A 17,609-nucleotide genomic window follows, 5' to 3' on the forward strand; every position below is an offset into this window, starting at 1 on the left:
AATTCTATGAAGCCGCTACATTCGATCTTTATAGTAGACGATGACCCCATTCACCAGCAGATCACTGAAATCATGCTGGAAAGACTGAGGATCGCTGATGCAGTCACCAAGTTTTCTGACGCACAGGATGTGCTGGACCATATCCGCGTCAATACCGCAGATCAGGCATCCCTGCCGGACTTGATCCTGCTGGACCTCAACATGCCTGTCATGGACGGGTGGGAATTCCTCGAAGTGTATGCCGGGATCCGGCATCAGATCGCCAAAGACATCCGGATATATGTGCTCACTTCCTCGATCGACGAGCGCGACCGGCAGCGGGTAGACCAGTTCGACTTCGTGTCTGGTTACCTCACCAAGCCTTTGACCAACGATATTATCATGGCATTATTACCGTAACGGGGCGTTTCAGCTCGCGGATGGTGGCTGCGGGGTTTTCGGAAGAGAAAACCGTGTTGCCGGCTACCAGTACGTCTGCCCCCGCTTCCACGACGAGCGCCGCGTTTTGCGTGGTGATACCGCCGTCTACCTCGATGAGGGCGGTGGAGCCTGTTCTGCGGATGAGGTCGCGCACCTGGCGGAGCTTGATATAGGTTTGTTCGATGAAATGCTGGCCGCCGAAACCGGGGTTTACGCTCATGATGAGCACCAGGTCGAGGTCGGTGATGATATTTTCCAGCTGGCCCACGGAAGTGTGGGGGTTAAGGGCAACACCGGCTTTCATGCCCAGCCCTTTGATCTGCTGGATGTTGCGGTGGAGATGGCGGCAGGCTTCGATATGCACGGTCAGGTAATCTGCGCCCGCCTTCGCGAAAGCTTCCGCATATTTTTCCGGCTCCTCGATCATGAGGTGCACGTCATTCACTTTTTTCGAGATTTTCGTAACAGCGGAAACCACCGGCAGCCCGAAGCTGATGTTGGGCACAAAGCGGCCGTCCATGACGTCGAGATGCAGCCAGTCGGCATGGCTGTCGTTGATCATTTCCACATCTTTCCCGATTTCGAGAAAATTGGCGGCAAGGAGGCTGGGGGCGATGAGTGGTATTTTCTTTTCCAATGCGTTACGAGTTTTCAAGCTGGTACAATACTACAGATTTTTAGCCGAATCGAGCAGGTGTTGCGCTTCGGGAAAGTTTTTCCGGAAGGAAAGGGCTTTGGTGAGATCGTCGAGCCCAGCGGCTTTGTTCCCCAGTTGCAGCAAGGTTTTTCCGCGGCGGTAGAAGGCGTCGGCGTTGGTGGGATCGGCTTTCGCGGCCATGTTGTAGGATACGAGCGCGTCTTTGGCGTTGCCCTGGGCGGCCAGCAGGTTGCCGATGGCAATGTAGGCCGGTGCGTAGGCGGGGTTGCGGCGGATGGCTTCGCGGAACTCGTTCCGGGCTTCGGGGATTTTTCCCGCTTTTTCCAGGCATTCGCCGGTGAGGAACGGGGCTTCGGCGGACGAGGAGTCGATCCTCGCGGCGAGGCGATAATAGTTCGTGGCGTTTTCGTAGCTACCGAGCGCGGCGATCATATCCGCGGTGAGCATCACCACCTCGTATTCGCTGGAATCCTGCCGGATGTGGATGGCGGAAGTCAGCAGGTCGATGGATTTGACCGTGTCCTGCTGCCGCAACGCGATCAGCCCGCGGATATACAACGCCTGCGGCAGTTTGCCGGGCGCCCGGGCGATGATGGCCGCCTGGCTGTCTGCCGCGGCGTATTCGTTATGTTCGATGAGGGCGTTGGCGAGCCAGACGCGCAGGTTCAGATCGTTCGGTTGTACGGCCAGGTCGGTCCGCATATTGTGAATGGCGATGGCGAGAGAATCGGCAACGGGCGCCGGCTGCTGTTTTCCGGGATCGGCCTGCTGGCCGCATGCGCACAACAGCGCCGGCAGCGCCCAAAGTAAATGGCGGGTGTTCATCGCCCAAACATACAGAAATCCCTGCTATTTCGCATCTTCCGTAACGGCGGCTTTCGCGGTTTGCAGCAGCCAGTCGCGCATTTTTTTATAGTCTGCGTCCATCAGTACGGCTTCTTTCTGCATGCCATCGAGCAACATTACCCGCTCCGGCGCCTGTATGGCGTCTGCGAGGCCCGCAGGCATCGTGTTGGCGAACTTCACCGGGTGCGCGGTTTCCAGGAAAATGCCCAGGTGGCCGGGGTGCGTTTCCATGTATTTTTTCAGGCCCAGGTAGCCTACGGCGCCGTGCGGGTCCATGAGGTAACGGCGGCGGGCGAATACGTCTTCCATGGCGGCCACTGTCTGCTCGTCGGTGAACCGGTAAGCGGAAAGACGGGCTTTCAGCGCCCGGTCGTTCTGCGCGAAAAGCTGGAGGATGCGCACGAAGTTGCTGGGGTCTGCCACGTCCATGGCGTTAGACAGCGTGGCGGTGGCGGGTTGCGGCTCGTATTTGCCGTTTTCCATGAATCGCGGTACGGTATCGTTCACGTTGGTGGATGCGATGAAATGGGGGATGGGCAGGCCCATCGCGGCGGCCATCATCCCCGCGCATATGTTGCCGAAATTGCCGCTGGGAACGGAGATCAGGGGTTCTTTCTTCCACTGTTTCACTTTCCGGTAAGCCATGAAGTAATAAAACATCTGGGGCAGCCACCTGGCTACGTTGATGGAGTTGGCGGACGTGAGGGGCCTCCGGGCCTGCAGTTCCTCGTCGAGGAAAGCCATTTTTACCAGTCGCTGGCAATCGTCGAACGTGCCTTTGATCTCCAGCGCGCGGATATTGCGGCCGAGTGTGGTGAGCTGCTTTTCCTGGAGGTCGCTCACTTTGCCGGAAGGGTAAAGGATGACCACTTCCACGCCGGGCACATCGTAAAACCCGCTCGCCACGGCGCCGCCGGTATCGCCGGAAGTGGCTACCAGCACGGTGACGGGCTTCTCTTCATCTTTCCGGAAATACCCCAGGCAGCCGGCCATGAACCGGGCGCCCACGTCTTTGAAAGCCAGCGTGGGGCCGTGGAATAACTCCAGCGCATATACGTTGTCTTCCACTTCGCGGAGCGGGAAGGGGAAGGTGAGCGTTTCGCGGATGACCTGGGTTAGCGCCTGCACGGGAATGTCGGCGCCCACGAAGGGCTGGATCACTTTCCGGGCGATGTATTGGGGATCGTATTCTTCGAGCCGTTCGATGAAGTCTTTCTCCAGCCGCGGTATTTCAGCAGGGAAATAAAGCCCTTTGTCGGGCGCCAGGCCGCGGATGACGGCTTCGCGGAAGGAAACGCGGTGCTGGTGGTTCTGGAGGCTATAGTATTGCATGTTGATGGGCTTTGATGGCTTTTACGCCGGTGGAACTGATGCGGGAAACGTGAATGTGATAGTCGACGCCGAGGGGTGCGTAGATGGATTCCATCATGGCGGCCACGGTGCGGGCGTTGGCTTCTCCTTTGGAGAGCATGAAAACGGACGGGCCGCTGCCGGAAATCCCTCCGCCCAGGGCTCCCGCTTCGCGGCAGCGCAGCTTCAGGTCGTGGAAGGCGGGGATGAGAATGGAGCGGATCGGCTCAACGATCACGTCTTCCAGCGCGCGGGCGATCAGGTCATAATCTTCGCGGTACAGCCCGGCTACGAGTGCGCCCACGTTGCCCCACTGGCGGATGGCGTCTTTGAGCATCACCTGCTGTTTGAGGATCTCGCGCGCGTCGGCCGTCCGCACCTCGATCTGGGGGTGGATCACCGTTACCCAGAGGTCGGCCGGCGTGTGCAGGGCGATCACGTCCAGCGGCTGATAGCTGCGCACGAGCGTGAAACCGCCCAGGATGGCCGGGGCCACGTTATCGGCATGCGGCGTGCCGCAGGCCAGGCGCTCGCCTTCCATCGCGAAACGGATCAGCGCATCGGAGGAAAAATGATCGTTGAGCAGCATATTGGCGCCCGCCACGGCGCCGGCCGCGCTCGCCGCGCTGGAACCGATGCCGCTGCCAGGATGGATGTTTTTGCGGATGGCGATCTCCATGCCCACTTCCGGTTTGCCGTATTCCTGCAGCAGCGCCTGCAAAGCCACGCCCGCCACGTTCTGCGACGCTTCCAGGGGGAGCTTCGCGCCTTCGATGGAGGTGATGCGCACGCCGGGCGTGGCAGAAAGGCGGATGTCCATTTCATCGCCGGTGCTTTCCAGCGCCAGCCCGATCACGTCGAACCCGCAGGCGACGTTGGCTACGGTGGCCGGGGCAAATACCGTAACGGAAGGCTTGTTTTCCTGGTTCATATCTTTCATTTAACGAACGGTTCTGATAATGTCTGCAAATATGCCCGAAGCCGTTACATCGGCCCCGGCGCCCGCGCCTTTCACGATCAGCGGTTGCGCGGAATAACGCTGGGTGGTGAACAGCACGATGTTGTCTTTCCCTTCCAGCTGGTAAAACGGGTGCTGCGGACCTACCGACTGCAATCCTACGGAAGCCTTTCCCATATGGTAACGCGCCACGAACTTCAGTCGCTCGCCTTTGTCTGCCGCGTTTTTCAGCAATTGTCCGAAGTGCGGCGCGCAGGCGTCGAGCTGTTCGAAGAAGGCAGGAACATCGGCCGCATTGAGGCAGGCATCCGGCAGGAAGGAATGATTGTCGATATCGTCCATTTCCAATACTGCGCCGCTTTCGCGGGCGAGGATGAGGATTTTTCGCATCACGTCTTTACCGCTGAGGTCGATGCGGGGATCTGGCTCGGTATACCCTTCGTCCTGCGCGGCTTTTACCACTTGCCGGAAGCTGGCGCCGTTCACGAAATTGTTGAACACGAAGTTCAGGCTGCCGCTGAGAACGGCTTCGATGGTCTGCACCTTGTCGCCGCTGCGTACGAGGTCGTTGAGGGTGTTGATGACCGGGAGCCCCGCGCCCACGTTGGTTTCGAAGAGGAAGGACGCATTGTACTTCCGGGCCAGGTCTTTCAACTGTTTATAAGATGCGTATTCCGACGAGCACGCGATCTTGTTGCAGGTTACCACCGAAATGCCGTGCTGCAGGAAGTTAGCGTAAAGTCCTGCAACGGCTTCGCTGGCGGTATTGTCGACGAACACGCTGTTGCGGAGGTTCATCTGCGGGATGCGGGCGGCGAAGGCGGCGAGGTCCATGGGCTCGCCGTTATTCAGGGCGTCTTTCCAGTTCCCCAGCGGAATGCCGCTTTCGGAGAAATGCATGCTGCGGCTGTTGGCCAGGGCGATAATGCGCACCTGCACGCCGAGCTCGTTACGGAGGTAGGGGGCCTGCTGCTGGAGCTGTTCAAGCAGCTTTCCGCCAACGTTGCCCGTGCCGGCTACGAAAATGTTCAGTTGGCGGGTGTCTGATTCGAAGAACACTTCATGGATCACATTGAGCGCTTTACGGAGATCGTTTTTCCCGATCACGGCGGAGATATTCTTTTCGGTAGACCCCTGTGCGATGGCCCTCACGTTGATGGCGTTGCGCCCCAGGGCGCCGAAGAGCCGGCCGCTCATGCCGTGGTGGTTTTTCATATTGTCGCCCACAACGGCCACGATGCAAAGGTCTTTTTCCACCGTCAGCGGATTGATGCGCTTGTCATGGATTTCCTGCGCAAATTCGCCGTCTGCCGCCGCTTTGGCTTTGAGCATATCGCTTTCGTTGATGCCGACGGTGATGGAATGTTCGCTGGAGCTTTGGGTGATGAGGATGACGTTCACCCGTTCCTGGAGCAGCGCGTCGAACAGGCGGCGCGAAAATCCGGGAATGCCCACCATGCCGCTGCCTTCGAGGGTGAGCAGTGCGATGCCTTTGATACCGGAAATGCCGGTTACCGGGTAAGGTTTTTCACCGTTGTCCTGGATGAGGGTGCCGCCGGCCTCGGGCTCAAACGTGTTCTTGATGAGGATCGGTATCCTGCGGTTCATGACCGGCTGGATGGTGGGCGGATAGATGACTTTGGCACCGAAGTGCGACAGTTCCATCGCTTCCTCGTAAGATATCCGCGGAATGGCGATGGCCTGCGGAACGATGCGCGGATCGGCGGTCATCATACCGCTGACGTCTGTCCAGATTTCGAGCACGCTGGCGTCCATGGCCGCCGCGATGATGGCGGCGGTGTAGTCGGAGCCGCCGCGCCCGAGCGTGGTGGTATCCTTATCGGCGTTGGAGGCGATGAAACCGGGCAATATGACGATGTCGGCCTGTTGCTGGTGGAAGAAAGTAGTGATATTATGATCGGTGGCGTCGAAATTGACGGCCGCACTGCCGAAATGGTTGTCGGTGAGGATGAGATCGCGGCTGTCTTTCCAGGCTGCGTTCAGGCCTTCGAGCCGCAGTTTTTCGGCCAGCATCCAGGAGGAGAGGAGCTCACCGTAACTCATGACTTTGTCCCGGCACCGGTCCGACATTTCCCCTACCTGGAAAATCCCGTCCAGCAAGGCTTCCAGCTGGTTGAGCTGTTTCTTTACCTGGCTGAGGTGGCCGCTTTGCGCGGTGATGGGGAAGAGGTTGCGGACGGTGTCGAGGTGGAGCTGTTCAATTTCGCGGAGCACGTCGCGGTATTGTTCGTTGCCGGCGGCGGCGAGATGTCCGCAGCGGATGAGTTTGTCGGTGGTGCCGCTCATGGCGGACACGACTACGGCCATGACGCTTTTGCGTTTATAACGGGCTAGTATATCGCATACCTGGCTGATGGCTTGGGCGCTGCCTACGGAGGTGCCGCCGAATTTTAGGACCTGCATGTTGAATCAAGATGAATGAGGAAACGGAAGGGGAAATACCCCGCTTGCTGGGAACCGGAGAAGCCCGGTCGGTGGACGATATGTGAAAATTAACCCCGGGATGGGGTTGTAATGGTTGTGGTTGTGATAATAGTGCCCGCTGCTCCGGTGGAGTGGGAAGCAATACGGATAATATGTGAGTTGGAGTAATGCACTATTAACTTATGACGTTTATAAGACAAAGGTTATTAATTCTACTGAAAAATGCAAGCGTTCTTGGTAAAATTCGAAAATTTCTAAGTGGGAAGACTTGTGTTTTAGCAGGTGTAATCAACTGAAATGTTGATCTGTACTGAATTTCAATCATTATGACAAAAATGTGACAAATAATAAATTCCAACTTGCTGCAACTTCCGGGCAGATAGGTGTGTGAGGATTGGTTGATTTGGGTTGAGGGTAGACTTGTATATATTTGTTGCGTTGCCGGGACATCCAAAAAACGGGCAAGTCTATACCTATTCTGAAATCAATACCCAACATGACAAAGTTTCTTTCGCTCAAGCATTGGCAATTATTCGCGCTTTTTATCGGGATTCCGTTTCTGTTTCAAATTGTTACCCTGGGCGCTGTAACTTCGGGCAACGATCAGATGTACCTCCTGTATTTGTTCCCAATAATTATGTTGGTGATGACCGCGCTCTATTTTGGCTGGTTTTATGCTTTGGGGACGAACCTCTATAAAAAGATGCGGGGGGTGGAAAGGATGAATGTTTCCAGGTTTAAAACCTTCGTTTTGATACCTGCAGTTTACATTATTGTTATTTGCGTTGTAATGTCGGGCTTGTTTTTCGGTTATGTGCCGGAAGGCGATCTTGAACTCGGGCCCATGGTGGCGCTAATAATCCTGCCCATTCACCTGTTTTCCATATACTGTATTTTTTATTGTATGTACTTTATTGCGAAAGTATTGAAAACGGTGGAACTACGCAGGCCGGTAACGTTTTCAGATTTCGCCGGAGAGTTCTTTATGATCTGGTTTTTCCCGATCGGCATATGGTTCCTTCAACCGAAAATCAATGCGATTTTTGCCGCCGGAGCAGCGGGCGATGAGGAGAAGTTCGATTTTGAAGCGTAGGCCGTAATCGGCTATTGCAAACGTATTCCGGTTATTGACGCGCCTGGGTTTCCATATCAAATTGTATATCTATCGCTGTGACCGCCGCACTCGCGGCGATGGCCGCACATGGGATCATGGAAAATACATAAATAAGTACGGTTACTCCTCCTGAAAAAAGGTAGGCGAGGGTTTCATTGGGCATGAGCGCGAGGAAGGGGGTGGTGACCATCGCGGTGGTGAGGGAAACAAGCACCGCGATCAGTTTAATCCAGAAAAACAAAATCGTGGAAGCGGCCAGGAGGGCCGGCCGGCCGGAGTCGTTGATCTTTCTCCCAGCGCTTTTCATGACGACCAGTACGGTCATAATAGCCGTCACGGCTTCAAATGCATTGAAAACTACGGAGAGCAACCAGGTATGTACTGCAATGCTATAAATGGTGTTGTAGGAAAATGATTCTTCATTTGCATAAGTGAGCAGCCGCAGGAATTCGTATGCCGCAAAGAGGACCAGTATCATCAGGATCCCGAAACTGAAAAATCTTCTGCCTTCCGGCAGCAAATCGCCGGGTCCGAATTGTGTGGTGGCAGGCGTGCCGGTTTTCAGCATTCTTGCTGCAATGAACGCAGACGCAAATATCATGATGTGTACCCCGCAGGTAATGCCTTCCGCGAAAGTAAAAACGATAAGGGAGCCGGCTTCTTCCAGTTTATCGGAGCTGCCATACAGGAAAGCCACGATAAAGAACGTGGTCATCCCGATAAAAATGCCGACTGTGGCGGCAAAAAAGCCAAGTTGGCGGGAGTTGGATGCAAACGATTTGTGAAATGATTCGATATTTTCCAGTGTATGAAGCAACGACTGGCGGATGTGAGGCCACATGGTACAGGTATTTTAGGTAAAGGTTGACCCAAAGTAAAAAATTTCAGGTGGTTTTGATGGATGTATTGGAATTTCCCTTAATTTTATCGGAGTTACGTATGCATCATTCGCTTACATACAAGTATCAGAGCAATTACTGCTTCCTCATGGCAACTCTCGCCATGGATTCGGCGTTATAATGCCGGGGGCCCTTTGTTGCGGCCATTCCTCCCATTTACCAGCATCGTAGGACCCATTTTCCGGCTTGCCGCCGGGAATGATCAATTCCACCAATTATGCCACATTATCATACGCTCGGGCAAATTCCGCATAAGCGGCATACCCAGTTCCGAAAACCGGATGGCTCCCTGTATTCGGAACAGCTTTTCTCGACCGAAGGGTTCTCGTCCCACTATTCCCTGCTGTACCACTGCCATCCGCCCACGGAAATCGTGAAAGTAGACGATCCCTACGCCGCCGCGCCCCGCGTAGCCGAAGAGAAAATGCTCAAACACCGCAGTTTCCAGGGCTTCCAGGTGCAGCCGGAAAGCGATTACCTCGCCGCCCGCAAACCGGTGCTCGTGAACGCCGACTGCCATCTTTCCCTCGCCGCCCCGCGCAGCAGCATGAAAGACTACTTCTATAAAAACGCGGATGCTGACGAATTACTCTTCATCCACGAAGGTTCCGGCATCCTCCATACTCAATACGGCCGCATCGATTTCGGGTATGGCGATTACCTCGTTATCCCCCGCGGTACCATTTACCAGCTCGAATTCTCCAATAGCGACAACCGCCTGTTCATCATAGAATCTTTCAGCCCGATCCGGTTCCCGAAAAGATACCTCAGTCCATTCGGCCAGCTCCTGGAGAACGCTCCCTTCTGCGAGCGCGACATCCGCCAGCCGAAAGATCTCGAAACCATCGACCAGGCCGGCGATTTCATCATCAACATCAAGAAAAAAGGCATGATGTACCCGATCCATTACGGCCATCACCCGTTCGATGTAGTGGGGTGGGACGGATGCGAATATCCCTTCGCGTTGTCTATCCACGACTTCGAGCCCATTACCGGCCGCGTGCACCAGCCGCCGCCGGTCCACCAGACTTTCGAAGGCCACAATTTCGTGGTATGCTCGTTCGTGCCGCGGATGTATGACTATCATCCGCAGGCCGTACCGGCGCCTTACAACCACAGTAATATCGACAGCGATGAAGTGCTGTATTATGTGGACGGCGATTTCATGAGCCGCAAACACGTCACCCGCGGCATGATCACCCTTCACCCCGGCGGCATCCCGCACGGGCCGCATCCCGGCGCAGTAGAGAAAAGCATCGGCGCAAAAGAAACGAAAGAGCTCGCCGTGATGGTAGACACCTTCCATCCGCTGCAGGTAACGGAAGATGCGCGGGGCATCGAAGACGAGCGATACACCATGAGCTGGGCCGAATAAATATTACTTTTGGAAAAAATAAAAGCATGGAATACAGACAATTAGGAGACAGCGATCTGAAAGTATCCGCCATCACCTTTGGCGCATGGGCCATTGGCGGCTGGATGTGGGGCGGCGCAGAACGGAAAGACGCCACTGAAGCCATCCGCGCTTCCATCGACCGCGGCGTAACGTCTATCGACACCGCCCCGATCTACGGGCAAGGCACCAGCGAAGAGATCGTGGGAGAAGCGCTTGCAGGCATCCCGCGCGATAAAGTGCAGCTTCTCACCAAATTCGGCATGACCTGGGAAGGCACCAACGGAACGTTCGCATTCAGCAGCCAGGACAATAGCGGAAAGCCCATCGAGATTTACAAGTACGCCGGGAAAGACAGCATCATCCGCGAATGCGAGGCCAGTCTCCGCCGCATGCGCACCGATTATATCGATCTCTACCAGATCCACTGGCCAGACGCTACCACACCCATCGAAGAATCTTTCGAAGCCGTGCTGCGCCTCAAGGAACAGGGCAAGATCCGCGAAGCAGGCGTGTGCAACTACAATGCAGCGCAAATGAAAGAAGCCGATGCCGTGGTGAAACTCGCCTCCAACCAGGTGCCGTTTAGCATGGTGGAACGCAACATCGAAAAGGAACTGGTGCCTTATTGCATCGAAAACAATAAAGCCATCCTGGCATATAGCCCGCTGCAACGCGGCATCCTCACCGGCAAGATCAAGCCGGAGCACAAATTCGAGGAAGGTGACCACCGCCCGAAAACGCCCTTCTATCAACCCGATAACATCGCAAGGATCAACGCTTTCCTCTCGATCATCAAACCATTGGCGGAAAGCAAGAACGCCACGCTGGCGCAGCTCGTCATCCGCTGGACCATCGAGCGGCCGGGCATCACCGTTGCCCTCGTGGGCGCGCGCAACGCCGGCCAGGCAGAGCAGAACGCCGCAGCCATCAACGTGAAACTGACATCCGAGGAGATCGATTTTATCAACAAGCATTTGTACGCTTTGCAATTAGTATAAAATCAAAAATCATACACCAAAACAATCTTTTTATGAACACAGCCACCGTAAAGCCAGCAACTGCGCAGGACACTGCAGACTTCCTGCCGCTCAACGGTACGGACTACGTGGAGTTTTACGTGGGAAATGCCAAGCAGGCCGCGCATTTCTATAAAACAGCCTTCGGCTTCCAGTCGCTCGCCTACGCAGGTCCCGAAACCGGCGTGAAAGACCGCGTATCGTACGTGCTCGTGCAGAACAAACTGCGCTTCGTATTGACGACGCCGTTGAAACCCGGAGGGCCTATTGCCGACCATATCGCCCAGCATGGCGATGGTGTGAAAGTACTGGCCATCTGGGTCGACGATGCCCGCAAATCTTTCGAAGAAACCGTGAAACGCGGCGCCAGGCCGTATATGGAGCCGACCGTCGAAAAGGACGAGTTCGGTGAAGTGGTGCGCAGCGGTATACACACCTATGGCGATACCGTTCACATTTTCGTGGAACGGAAGAATTACCAGGGCCCCTTCCTGCCGGGGTACCGCCCGTGGCAAAGCCGTTACCAGCCTACCAGCACCGGCCTGCAATATGTAGACCATTGCGTGGGTAACGTAGGGTGGAACGAGATGGACGAATGGGTGAATTTTTACAGCGAAACGATGGGTTTCCATAACCTCGTGTCTTTCGACGACAAGGATATCTCCACCGAATATTCCGCGCTCATGTCCAAAGTGATGAGCAACGGCAACGGGCGGATCAAATTCCCCATCAACGAACCGGCCGAAGGCAAGAAGAAATCGCAGATCGAGGAATACCTTGATTTTTATGGCGGCCCGGGCGTACAGCACATAGCCATCGCTACCAACGATATCGTGCATACCGTGGGCGAGCTGCAGGCGAGGGGCGTGGAATTCCTGAGCGTTCCATCGTCGTACTACGTCACTTTGCTGGAAAGGGTAGGCGAGATCGACGAAGACCTTCGTCCGCTGGAAGAACTGGGCATCCTGGTAGACCGCGACGACGAAGGTTATCTCCTCCAGATCTTTACCAAACCGCTGCAGGACAGGCCTACGGTGTTTTTCGAGATCATCCAGCGCAAGGGCGCCAAATCTTTCGGGAAAGGCAACTTCAAGGCGTTGTTCGAGTCCATTGAACGCGAACAGGCGCTGCGCGGCAACTTATAAACCAACCTGCTACGTGAGAAAATAAAAGCCGTTCCGGTTCGACCCGGGACGGCTTCGCTGTTTCTACGAAAATCCTACTTGCCGGAAAGCTGGTATACCCGCACGTAATCCACCAGCAGGCGCGAAGGCATGTGGGCATCGGGGATTTCTTCGCCGCCGTGGCCCAGGGCTACGTTAAGGAGCAGGTAGAAATCTTCGCGGAAGGGGAGATTCCCTTTATGGGCGTTCCTTGCGGTTGGGATGTCTATCGTGTTGAGGGCTTTCCCGTCCACCGAAATCACCATTTCGTTTTCGTTCCAGATCATTTCCCATTCGTGGAATCGCTCCCCCCATTTTTCGCCGCCCCAGGCGGCTACGGGCCATTTGGCTTCGTCCCAGGCGGTTTGCCCATCGCCTTCCCAGGCGGCATTGGCGAGGAGATCGCCCTGGTAGTATTCCATGATGTCTACTTCCCCGCAGGCCGGCCAGTGAACGGGGCCGCGCTTGGCGCCCAGCATCCAGAAAGCGGGCCAGCTCCCTTTGCGGACGTCTATTTTAGCCCGCATAACGACCCGGCCGTAGGTGAACTGGAATTTGCCTTTGGTGATGAGGCAGGAGGAAGTATATTCGGCGAAAGGGCGGTTGCGCTTCCAATCGCCGCTCGCCGAGTCGAACCCGGGATTGGGGATGCGTTCTTTGCGGGCTTCTATCACCAGGAGGCCATCCCGGCAGGCGGCGTTTTCCGGACGGTACCATTGCGGCTCCCGGTTGCGGACGAAGCCCCGTTCGTAATCCCATTTGGCGGTGTCGGGGCGGCCGGGCGTATCGAACTCGTCTGACCATACGAGCGTGTACCCGCTGGTGTCTGCGGCGGGAGCAGGGCGCCCGAAAGCAAGGGCGGCGAACAGGAAGATGGATTGCATGAAAAATTCGTTTTTTGATAGGCTTTTACCCACTAAATAGTTAAATTTGGCGTTAATATTTATGGAATTAAGAGATCTATTCGGGTATCTGTTCATTTTGGCAGGGCTTATGCAGCTGCTGACGGCCTACCTGATTTTCGCCGGCAACCGGCATTATGTATTAAGATTTGCCAACAAGAAGGTAGGTTCGATAATATATGTTATTTTTGCATTTATATTATTCTACCTGGCATATTATTTTCTGGCATGAATTGGTAAGACAGACTAGATATGAAGCGGTTATTCATCGGTATTTTATCCCTCCTCGGCGCCTATGGTGCGCATGCGCAACAATCCTTCCTCGAGAACCAGAAACTGTTCCCGAGGGTAGGCGAAGCGTTCAGGGAGAAGGAAGAAAGCATTAAAAAAGAATGCGCCAAAAAAGGCATCGCCTGGCCGGCCAAACAGATTTACATCCGCAGCTTCAAGCTGGACAGTGAGATGGAAATCTGGGCGCGGAACAACCCCGGCGACACTTTCACCCTCGTAAAAACCTACCGCGTCTGCTCGCTTTCGGGCAAAATGGGGCCGAAACGGAAGGAGGGCGACCGCCAGGTGCCGGAAGGGTTCTATTACATCAACGATTTCAATCCCAACAGCAGTTACCACCTTAGCCTCGGAATCAATTACCCGAACTATTCCGACCGCGTGCTCAGCGATCAGAAGAAACCGGGCGGCGATATCTATATCCATGGCTCCTGCCTTACGATAGGGTGCATCCCGCTGACGGACGAATTCATTTCCGAAGTGTATATAATGGCGGTGCAGGCCAAGAACGCCGGACAGGATTTCATTCCCGTGCACGTGTTCCCCGTGCGGTTCGGCAACAGCCGCAGCATGGATTACCTCGGCAGCCAGTCGCTCACCGACAATGAATCCCAGAAATTCTGGCTGAACCTGAAGAATGCTTACGATTACTTCGAGAAAACACGCAAAATGCCGGTAGTGATGGTGAACAGCCAGGGCAAGTACGTGTATACCGCGCCCACACCGGAACCCGCTGTGGCACAGATCGGCTCCGCCCGCCCGGCGCCGCATACGAATTGATTTCGATGAAATTTTATATAGCGTAGCCCTCCGGTAAACGGAGGGCTTTTTTTTGAGCGGTAGTTTCCTATATTCATTGTATCATCCCTTTTCCAATGAATAATTGGTTCCTTTTATTGCCGGCATGGTATGCATTCTGGGTTTTCCTGGTGTTGATGATCCTGCCTGACCGGGGATTTTCCGTATATTCAGTAAACTTCCGTTTGCTTATGGAATACTTCAAGTTTTTTTATTTCGGTGGATTCATGATTGCCCTGTTCGCGCTCGGCTGGATCCGCCTCGGGGAAGGCGGGATCGATGCCTGGCAGGTAGTCCGCATCTTCCTGCGGAAGGTTTTTCAGGCGATAGCCGTACTGGCGTTGGGTTTTTTGCTGGCAATGGTTTTAGGGGCCGTCGTGGGCAAAGGTTCCCTTTTCGACAGGGAAGGGCGCGGTATGCTGGCGGATAGCTGGTCGGTAGCAGGGTTTGTATTCCTGCCAACGGTCCTTATTATATGGGATTCGGTAGTGAAGGAAGAAAAACGGAAGCGGGAAGCTGAAAAAGACCCCGGGAAAAAGCACCGCCTAAAACTCAAGGGATGAACTTGTTCCACCGGTTCCGGTACTTCTGGATAACGTTGCTGGTCTGCTTCGCGGGATACTGGTTGATCGCCATCTGGATGGGGGAAGCCCGTTGGGCGGATACGGAAAGCGTACTGCAAATGGGGCTCGGTATCGCCGTCATCATCCAGGTTTTCGCCTGGGCCGGAAGCGTCCGGAAACCTGTAGAGGGGCCGCGCGATGATGCCCCGCAGGAAAAAAGTACCGGGAAATAAGCAAATATTCCTATCCCGAGAACGGCCATCCACGCGTATTACAGCCGAAAATTACCACCTGGCCCTCTTCCCGCTATTGCCCCCTACGTGTCATTTTTACACATTATTTTCATCCCGGGGTCAATTTATTTTGCTTTCTCGCAAATTTTTTGGATTTTTCCACAAAGGTCAAATCAATTTACTATTATGAACAGAAGAGATGCCATCAGGAATGTGGCGATACTCATGGGTACCGCGCTTTCCGCTTCCACGTTAGCGGCACTGGAGGGTTGCAAATCCAGGCCAGCGACATATACCTTGCAAACACCCGAAACGAAGGAACTGCTCGCTGAGATCGCAGAAACCATCATTCCGGCCACCAGTACGCCTGGCGCGAAAGCCGCGGGCGTGCAGGACTTCATCGTTACCATGATCAACGACTGCTACGACGAGAAAGCACAGCAGGTGTTTGAAGGCGGTCTGAACAAGATCAATGAAGAAAGTAAAAAGAAATTCGACGGTAAAGTGTTCATGGACATCACGCCCGAACAGCGCACCGAGCTGCTCACCGCCATAGACCAGGAGCGTGTGGATTACAACAAACGCGAAAACAAGAAGAAGGACGATCCCGTTCACTACTTCCAGTACATGAAAGAGCTGACCCTGCTCGGCTATTTCACGTCCAAACCCGGCGCCACCGAAGCCCTGCGATACATCGCCGTGCCCGGCCGCTACGAAGGCTGCGTGCCCTACAAGAAAGGCGACCGTGCCTGGGCGTAACCCGTATTTCCACATTTATTAAAAACTGATCAACATGAACCTGAACATAAAAGCGCAGGACCAGCATACGTTTGACGCCATCGTGATCGGCTCCGGCGTGAGCGGCGGATGGGCTGCCAAAGAACTGACCGAAAAAGGACTCAAAGTGCTCATGCTCGAACGCGGCCACAACCTCGAGCACGGCAAATACGAAACCGCCACCAAAGACCCCTGGGAATTCCCCCACCGCGGCAGGATCACGCAAGACCAGCGCCAGTCGCATGAGAAACTCAGCCGCGATTACCCTTACTCCGAACACAACGAAAAATACTGGATCAACGACAGCAAAGCGCCCTACCAGGAAGATAAACGCTTCGACTGGTACCGCCCCGATATCGTTGGCGGCAAATCCATCATGTGGGGCCGCCAAAGCTACCGCTGGAGCGATCTCGACTTCGGTGCCAACGCCAAAGACGGCATCGCGGTAGACTGGCCGATCCGTTATAAAGACATTCAGCCCTGGTACGAATACGTGGAAAAATTCGTAGGTATCAGCGGCACCACCGAAAACCTGCCCCAGCTGCCCGACAGCATTTTCATGCCGCCCATGGAAATGAACTGCGTGGAAAAAGATGTGAAAGGCAAGATCGAAGCGGCTTTCGGCGGAAGGAAATTTATCATGGGCCGTGTCGCCAACATTACCCAAGACCTGCCAGGCCGTACCAAATGCCAGTTCAGGAACCTGTGCAGCCGCGGCTGTCCGTTCGGCGGATATTTCAGCACCCAATCGTCGACCCTCCCGGCGGCGGTGGCCACCGGCAACCTCACGCTGCGCCCCGATTCCATCGTGAACAGCCTCATTTACGACGACAAGGCAGGCAAAGCCACCGGTGTTCGCGTTATCGATAAGAATTCGAAGGAAATGATCGAGTTCTATGCCAGGATCATCTTCGTGAACGGTTCTACACTCGGTTCCACCTTCGTGCTGATGAACTCCATCAGCGACCGTTTCCCCAACGGGTTCGGGAACGATAGCGGCGTATTGGGAAAATACCTCATGGACCACCACTTCCGCACCGGCGCATCCGGCGTTATGGAAGGGTACGACGATAAATATTTCTACGGACGCCGTGCCAACGGTATTTACATCCCCCGCTATCGCAATATCGGTAACGACAAGCGCGATTACCTGCGTGGTTTCGGTTACCAGGGCGGCGCTTCGCGCAGCGGATGGAGCCGTGGTATCGCGGAAATGGGTGTGGGCAAGGATTTCAAGGAAATGCTCACCGAGCCCGGCAAATGGAGCATGGGCATCGGCGGCTTCGGCGAATGCCTCCCGTACGAAGACAACTACGTAACCCTCGATAAATCCGTGACCGACGCATGGGGCCAGCCTACGCTGCGCTTCAACGCCGAATTCAAGGAAAACGAGATGAAGATGCGCAAGGATATGATGAACGATGCGGCCGAAATGCTGGAAGCCGCCGGCGTGAAAAACGTGAAAACGTACGACAACGGCTCCTGGCCCGGTATGGCGATCCACGAAATGGGGACCGCGCGTATGGGCCGCGATCCGAAAACTTCTGTCCTCAACGAATTCAACCAGGTGCATGCCGCCAAAAACGTATTCGTGACAGACGGCGCCTGCATGACATCCGCGTCCTGCGTAAACCCTTCCCTCACTTACATGGCGCTGACCGCCCGCGCGGCCGACCATGCCGTGAAGGAACTGAAGAAAGGAAATATCTGATAAGGGAATCAAGGCATAACTACCAGGGAAAAGCCGCGTTCTGTGCGGCTTTTCCTGTTAAAAACCCACGCT

General features: G+C 55.0%; 17 protein-coding genes. 10 read left to right on the top strand and 7 right to left on the bottom strand.

From position 1 onward, the window contains the following. The first annotated feature begins 6 nt into the window (after positions 1-6). The gene (locus EJ361_RS24055) at positions 7-399 is read left to right on the top strand and encodes a response regulator (protein WP_164714409.1); all 393 of its coding nucleotides are present in this window, start codon (positions 7-9) and stop codon (positions 397-399) included. Here the strand turns inward: EJ361_RS24055 and rpe are convergent. The 5 genes from rpe to thrA are packed head-to-tail and all read right to left on the bottom strand — an operon-like array spanning position 380 to position 6,656. Then, a complete protein-coding gene (gene rpe / locus EJ361_RS24060; protein ID WP_262707084.1) occupies positions 380-1,057 on the bottom strand; it encodes a ribulose-phosphate 3-epimerase in 678 nt (225 codons plus the stop codon). The two genes, EJ361_RS24055 and rpe, sit on opposite strands and share 20 nt — an antisense overlap. A 30-nt stretch (positions 1,058-1,087) precedes the next feature. Continuing rightward, complete coding sequence (locus EJ361_RS24065) at positions 1,088-1,903, bottom strand: tetratricopeptide repeat protein (RefSeq protein ID WP_126249131.1); 816 nt, start codon at positions 1,901-1,903, stop codon at positions 1,088-1,090. Positions 1,904-1,927: 24 nt separating this feature from the next. Further along, positions 1,928-3,256: a threonine synthase gene (gene thrC, locus EJ361_RS24070; RefSeq protein WP_126249132.1), complete on the bottom strand. Its 1,329-nt coding sequence runs from the start codon at positions 3,254-3,256 to the stop codon at positions 1,928-1,930. Beyond that, positions 3,243-4,214 (bottom strand): homoserine kinase, encoded by a 972-nt coding sequence (locus tag EJ361_RS24075; RefSeq protein ID WP_240646725.1) that lies wholly within the window; start codon positions 4,212-4,214, stop codon positions 3,243-3,245. Before EJ361_RS24075 ends, thrC begins: the two co-directional genes overlap by 14 nt. Further along, positions 4,215-6,656 carry a bifunctional aspartate kinase/homoserine dehydrogenase I gene (thrA, locus tag EJ361_RS24080; RefSeq protein WP_126249133.1) on the bottom strand — a complete coding sequence of 814 codons (2,442 nt, stop codon included), beginning with the start codon at positions 6,654-6,656 and terminating at the stop codon, positions 4,215-4,217. A gap of 517 nt (positions 6,657-7,173) precedes the next feature. On the opposite strand from thrA, the gene EJ361_RS24085 reads away from it, so the two are divergent. Further along, on the top strand, positions 7,174-7,770 hold the full coding sequence (locus tag EJ361_RS24085; RefSeq protein WP_126249134.1) for a hypothetical protein: 597 nt from the start codon (positions 7,174-7,176) through the stop codon (positions 7,768-7,770). 31 nt (positions 7,771-7,801) lie between these two features. Here EJ361_RS24085 and EJ361_RS24090 read toward each other — a convergent pair whose 3' ends face one another. After that, complete coding sequence (locus EJ361_RS24090) at positions 7,802-8,632, bottom strand: hypothetical protein (RefSeq protein ID WP_126249135.1); 831 nt, start codon at positions 8,630-8,632, stop codon at positions 7,802-7,804. 275 nt (positions 8,633-8,907) lie between these two features. Here EJ361_RS24090 and EJ361_RS24095 point away from each other — a divergent pair, with 275 nt between their 5' ends. The 3 genes from EJ361_RS24095 to hppD are packed head-to-tail and all read left to right on the top strand — an operon-like array spanning position 8,908 to position 12,247. Further along, complete coding sequence (locus tag EJ361_RS24095; RefSeq protein WP_126249136.1) at positions 8,908-10,065, top strand: homogentisate 1,2-dioxygenase; 1,158 nt, start codon at positions 8,908-8,910, stop codon at positions 10,063-10,065. A 26-nt stretch (positions 10,066-10,091) separates the two neighbouring features. Further along, positions 10,092-11,084 carry an aldo/keto reductase gene (locus EJ361_RS24100; protein ID WP_126249137.1) on the top strand — a complete coding sequence of 331 codons (993 nt, stop codon included), beginning with the start codon at positions 10,092-10,094 and terminating at the stop codon, positions 11,082-11,084. A 32-nt stretch (positions 11,085-11,116) separates the two neighbouring features. Beyond that, on the top strand, positions 11,117-12,247 hold the full coding sequence (gene hppD, locus EJ361_RS24105) for a 4-hydroxyphenylpyruvate dioxygenase (protein WP_126249138.1): 1,131 nt from the start codon (positions 11,117-11,119) through the stop codon (positions 12,245-12,247). A gap of 74 nt (positions 12,248-12,321) precedes the next feature. On the opposite strand, the gene EJ361_RS24110 is transcribed toward hppD, so the two are convergent. Next, complete coding sequence (locus EJ361_RS24110; RefSeq protein WP_164714410.1) at positions 12,322-13,149, bottom strand: glycoside hydrolase family 16 protein; 828 nt, start codon at positions 13,147-13,149, stop codon at positions 12,322-12,324. Between the two features lie 270 nt (positions 13,150-13,419). On the opposite strand from EJ361_RS24110, the gene EJ361_RS24115 reads away from it, so the two are divergent. The 5 genes from EJ361_RS24115 (at position 13,420) to EJ361_RS24135 (ending at position 17,537) form a co-directional block, all read left to right on the top strand. Then, complete coding sequence (locus EJ361_RS24115; RefSeq protein ID WP_126249140.1) at positions 13,420-14,235, top strand: L,D-transpeptidase family protein; 816 nt, start codon at positions 13,420-13,422, stop codon at positions 14,233-14,235. Between the two features lie 209 nt (positions 14,236-14,444). Then, on the top strand, positions 14,445-14,816 hold the full coding sequence (locus EJ361_RS24120) for a hypothetical protein (RefSeq protein WP_126249141.1): 372 nt from the start codon (positions 14,445-14,447) through the stop codon (positions 14,814-14,816). Then, positions 14,813-15,049, top strand: a complete 237-nt coding sequence (locus tag EJ361_RS24125) for a hypothetical protein (RefSeq protein ID WP_126249142.1) — start codon at positions 14,813-14,815, stop codon at positions 15,047-15,049. Before EJ361_RS24120 ends, EJ361_RS24125 begins: the two co-directional genes overlap by 4 nt. Before the next feature lie 186 nt (positions 15,050-15,235). Further along, a complete protein-coding gene (locus EJ361_RS24130) occupies positions 15,236-15,808 on the top strand; it encodes a gluconate 2-dehydrogenase subunit 3 family protein (RefSeq protein WP_126249143.1) in 573 nt (190 codons plus the stop codon). Between the two features lie 34 nt (positions 15,809-15,842). Next, positions 15,843-17,537, top strand: coding sequence for a GMC oxidoreductase (locus EJ361_RS24135; protein ID WP_126249144.1), 1,695 nt, complete (start codon positions 15,843-15,845; stop codon positions 17,535-17,537). The last annotated feature ends 72 nt before the right edge of the window (positions 17,538-17,609 follow it).

This window comes from Chitinophaga rhizosphaerae (assembly GCF_003958645.1).
Lineage (GTDB): Bacteria > Bacteroidota > Bacteroidia > Chitinophagales > Chitinophagaceae > Chitinophaga > Chitinophaga rhizosphaerae.

Bases quoted from the DNA above. Each gene is read 5' to 3' on its own strand.
- EJ361_RS24135 (WP_126249144.1), top strand. From the start codon at position 15,843: ATGAACCTGAACATAAAAGCGCAGGACCAGCATACGTTTGACGCCATC.
- EJ361_RS24075 (WP_240646725.1), bottom strand. From the start codon at position 4,214: ATGAAAGATATGAACCAGGAAAACAAGCCTTCCGTTACGGTATTTGCC.
- EJ361_RS24090 (WP_126249135.1), bottom strand. From the start codon at position 8,632: ATGTGGCCTCACATCCGCCAGTCGTTGCTTCATACACTGGAAAATATC.
- EJ361_RS24100 (WP_126249137.1), top strand. From the start codon at position 10,092: ATGGAATACAGACAATTAGGAGACAGCGATCTGAAAGTATCCGCCATC.
- EJ361_RS24095 (WP_126249136.1), top strand. From the start codon at position 8,908: ATGCCACATTATCATACGCTCGGGCAAATTCCGCATAAGCGGCATACC.
- thrA (WP_126249133.1), bottom strand. From the start codon at position 6,656: ATGCAGGTCCTAAAATTCGGCGGCACCTCCGTAGGCAGCGCCCAAGCC.
- hppD (WP_126249138.1), top strand. From the start codon at position 11,117: ATGAACACAGCCACCGTAAAGCCAGCAACTGCGCAGGACACTGCAGAC.
- EJ361_RS24085 (WP_126249134.1), top strand. From the start codon at position 7,174: ATGACAAAGTTTCTTTCGCTCAAGCATTGGCAATTATTCGCGCTTTTT.
- EJ361_RS24125 (WP_126249142.1), top strand. From the start codon at position 14,813: ATGAACTTGTTCCACCGGTTCCGGTACTTCTGGATAACGTTGCTGGTC.
- EJ361_RS24110 (WP_164714410.1), bottom strand. From the start codon at position 13,149: ATGCAATCCATCTTCCTGTTCGCCGCCCTTGCTTTCGGGCGCCCTGCT.
- EJ361_RS24055 (WP_164714409.1), top strand. From the start codon at position 7: ATGAAGCCGCTACATTCGATCTTTATAGTAGACGATGACCCCATTCAC.
- thrC (WP_126249132.1), bottom strand. From the start codon at position 3,256: ATGCAATACTATAGCCTCCAGAACCACCAGCACCGCGTTTCCTTCCGC.
- EJ361_RS24130 (WP_126249143.1), top strand. From the start codon at position 15,236: ATGAACAGAAGAGATGCCATCAGGAATGTGGCGATACTCATGGGTACC.
- EJ361_RS24120 (WP_126249141.1), top strand. From the start codon at position 14,445: ATGGAATACTTCAAGTTTTTTTATTTCGGTGGATTCATGATTGCCCTG.
- EJ361_RS24115 (WP_126249140.1), top strand. From the start codon at position 13,420: ATGAAGCGGTTATTCATCGGTATTTTATCCCTCCTCGGCGCCTATGGT.
- EJ361_RS24065 (WP_126249131.1), bottom strand. From the start codon at position 1,903: ATGAACACCCGCCATTTACTTTGGGCGCTGCCGGCGCTGTTGTGCGCA.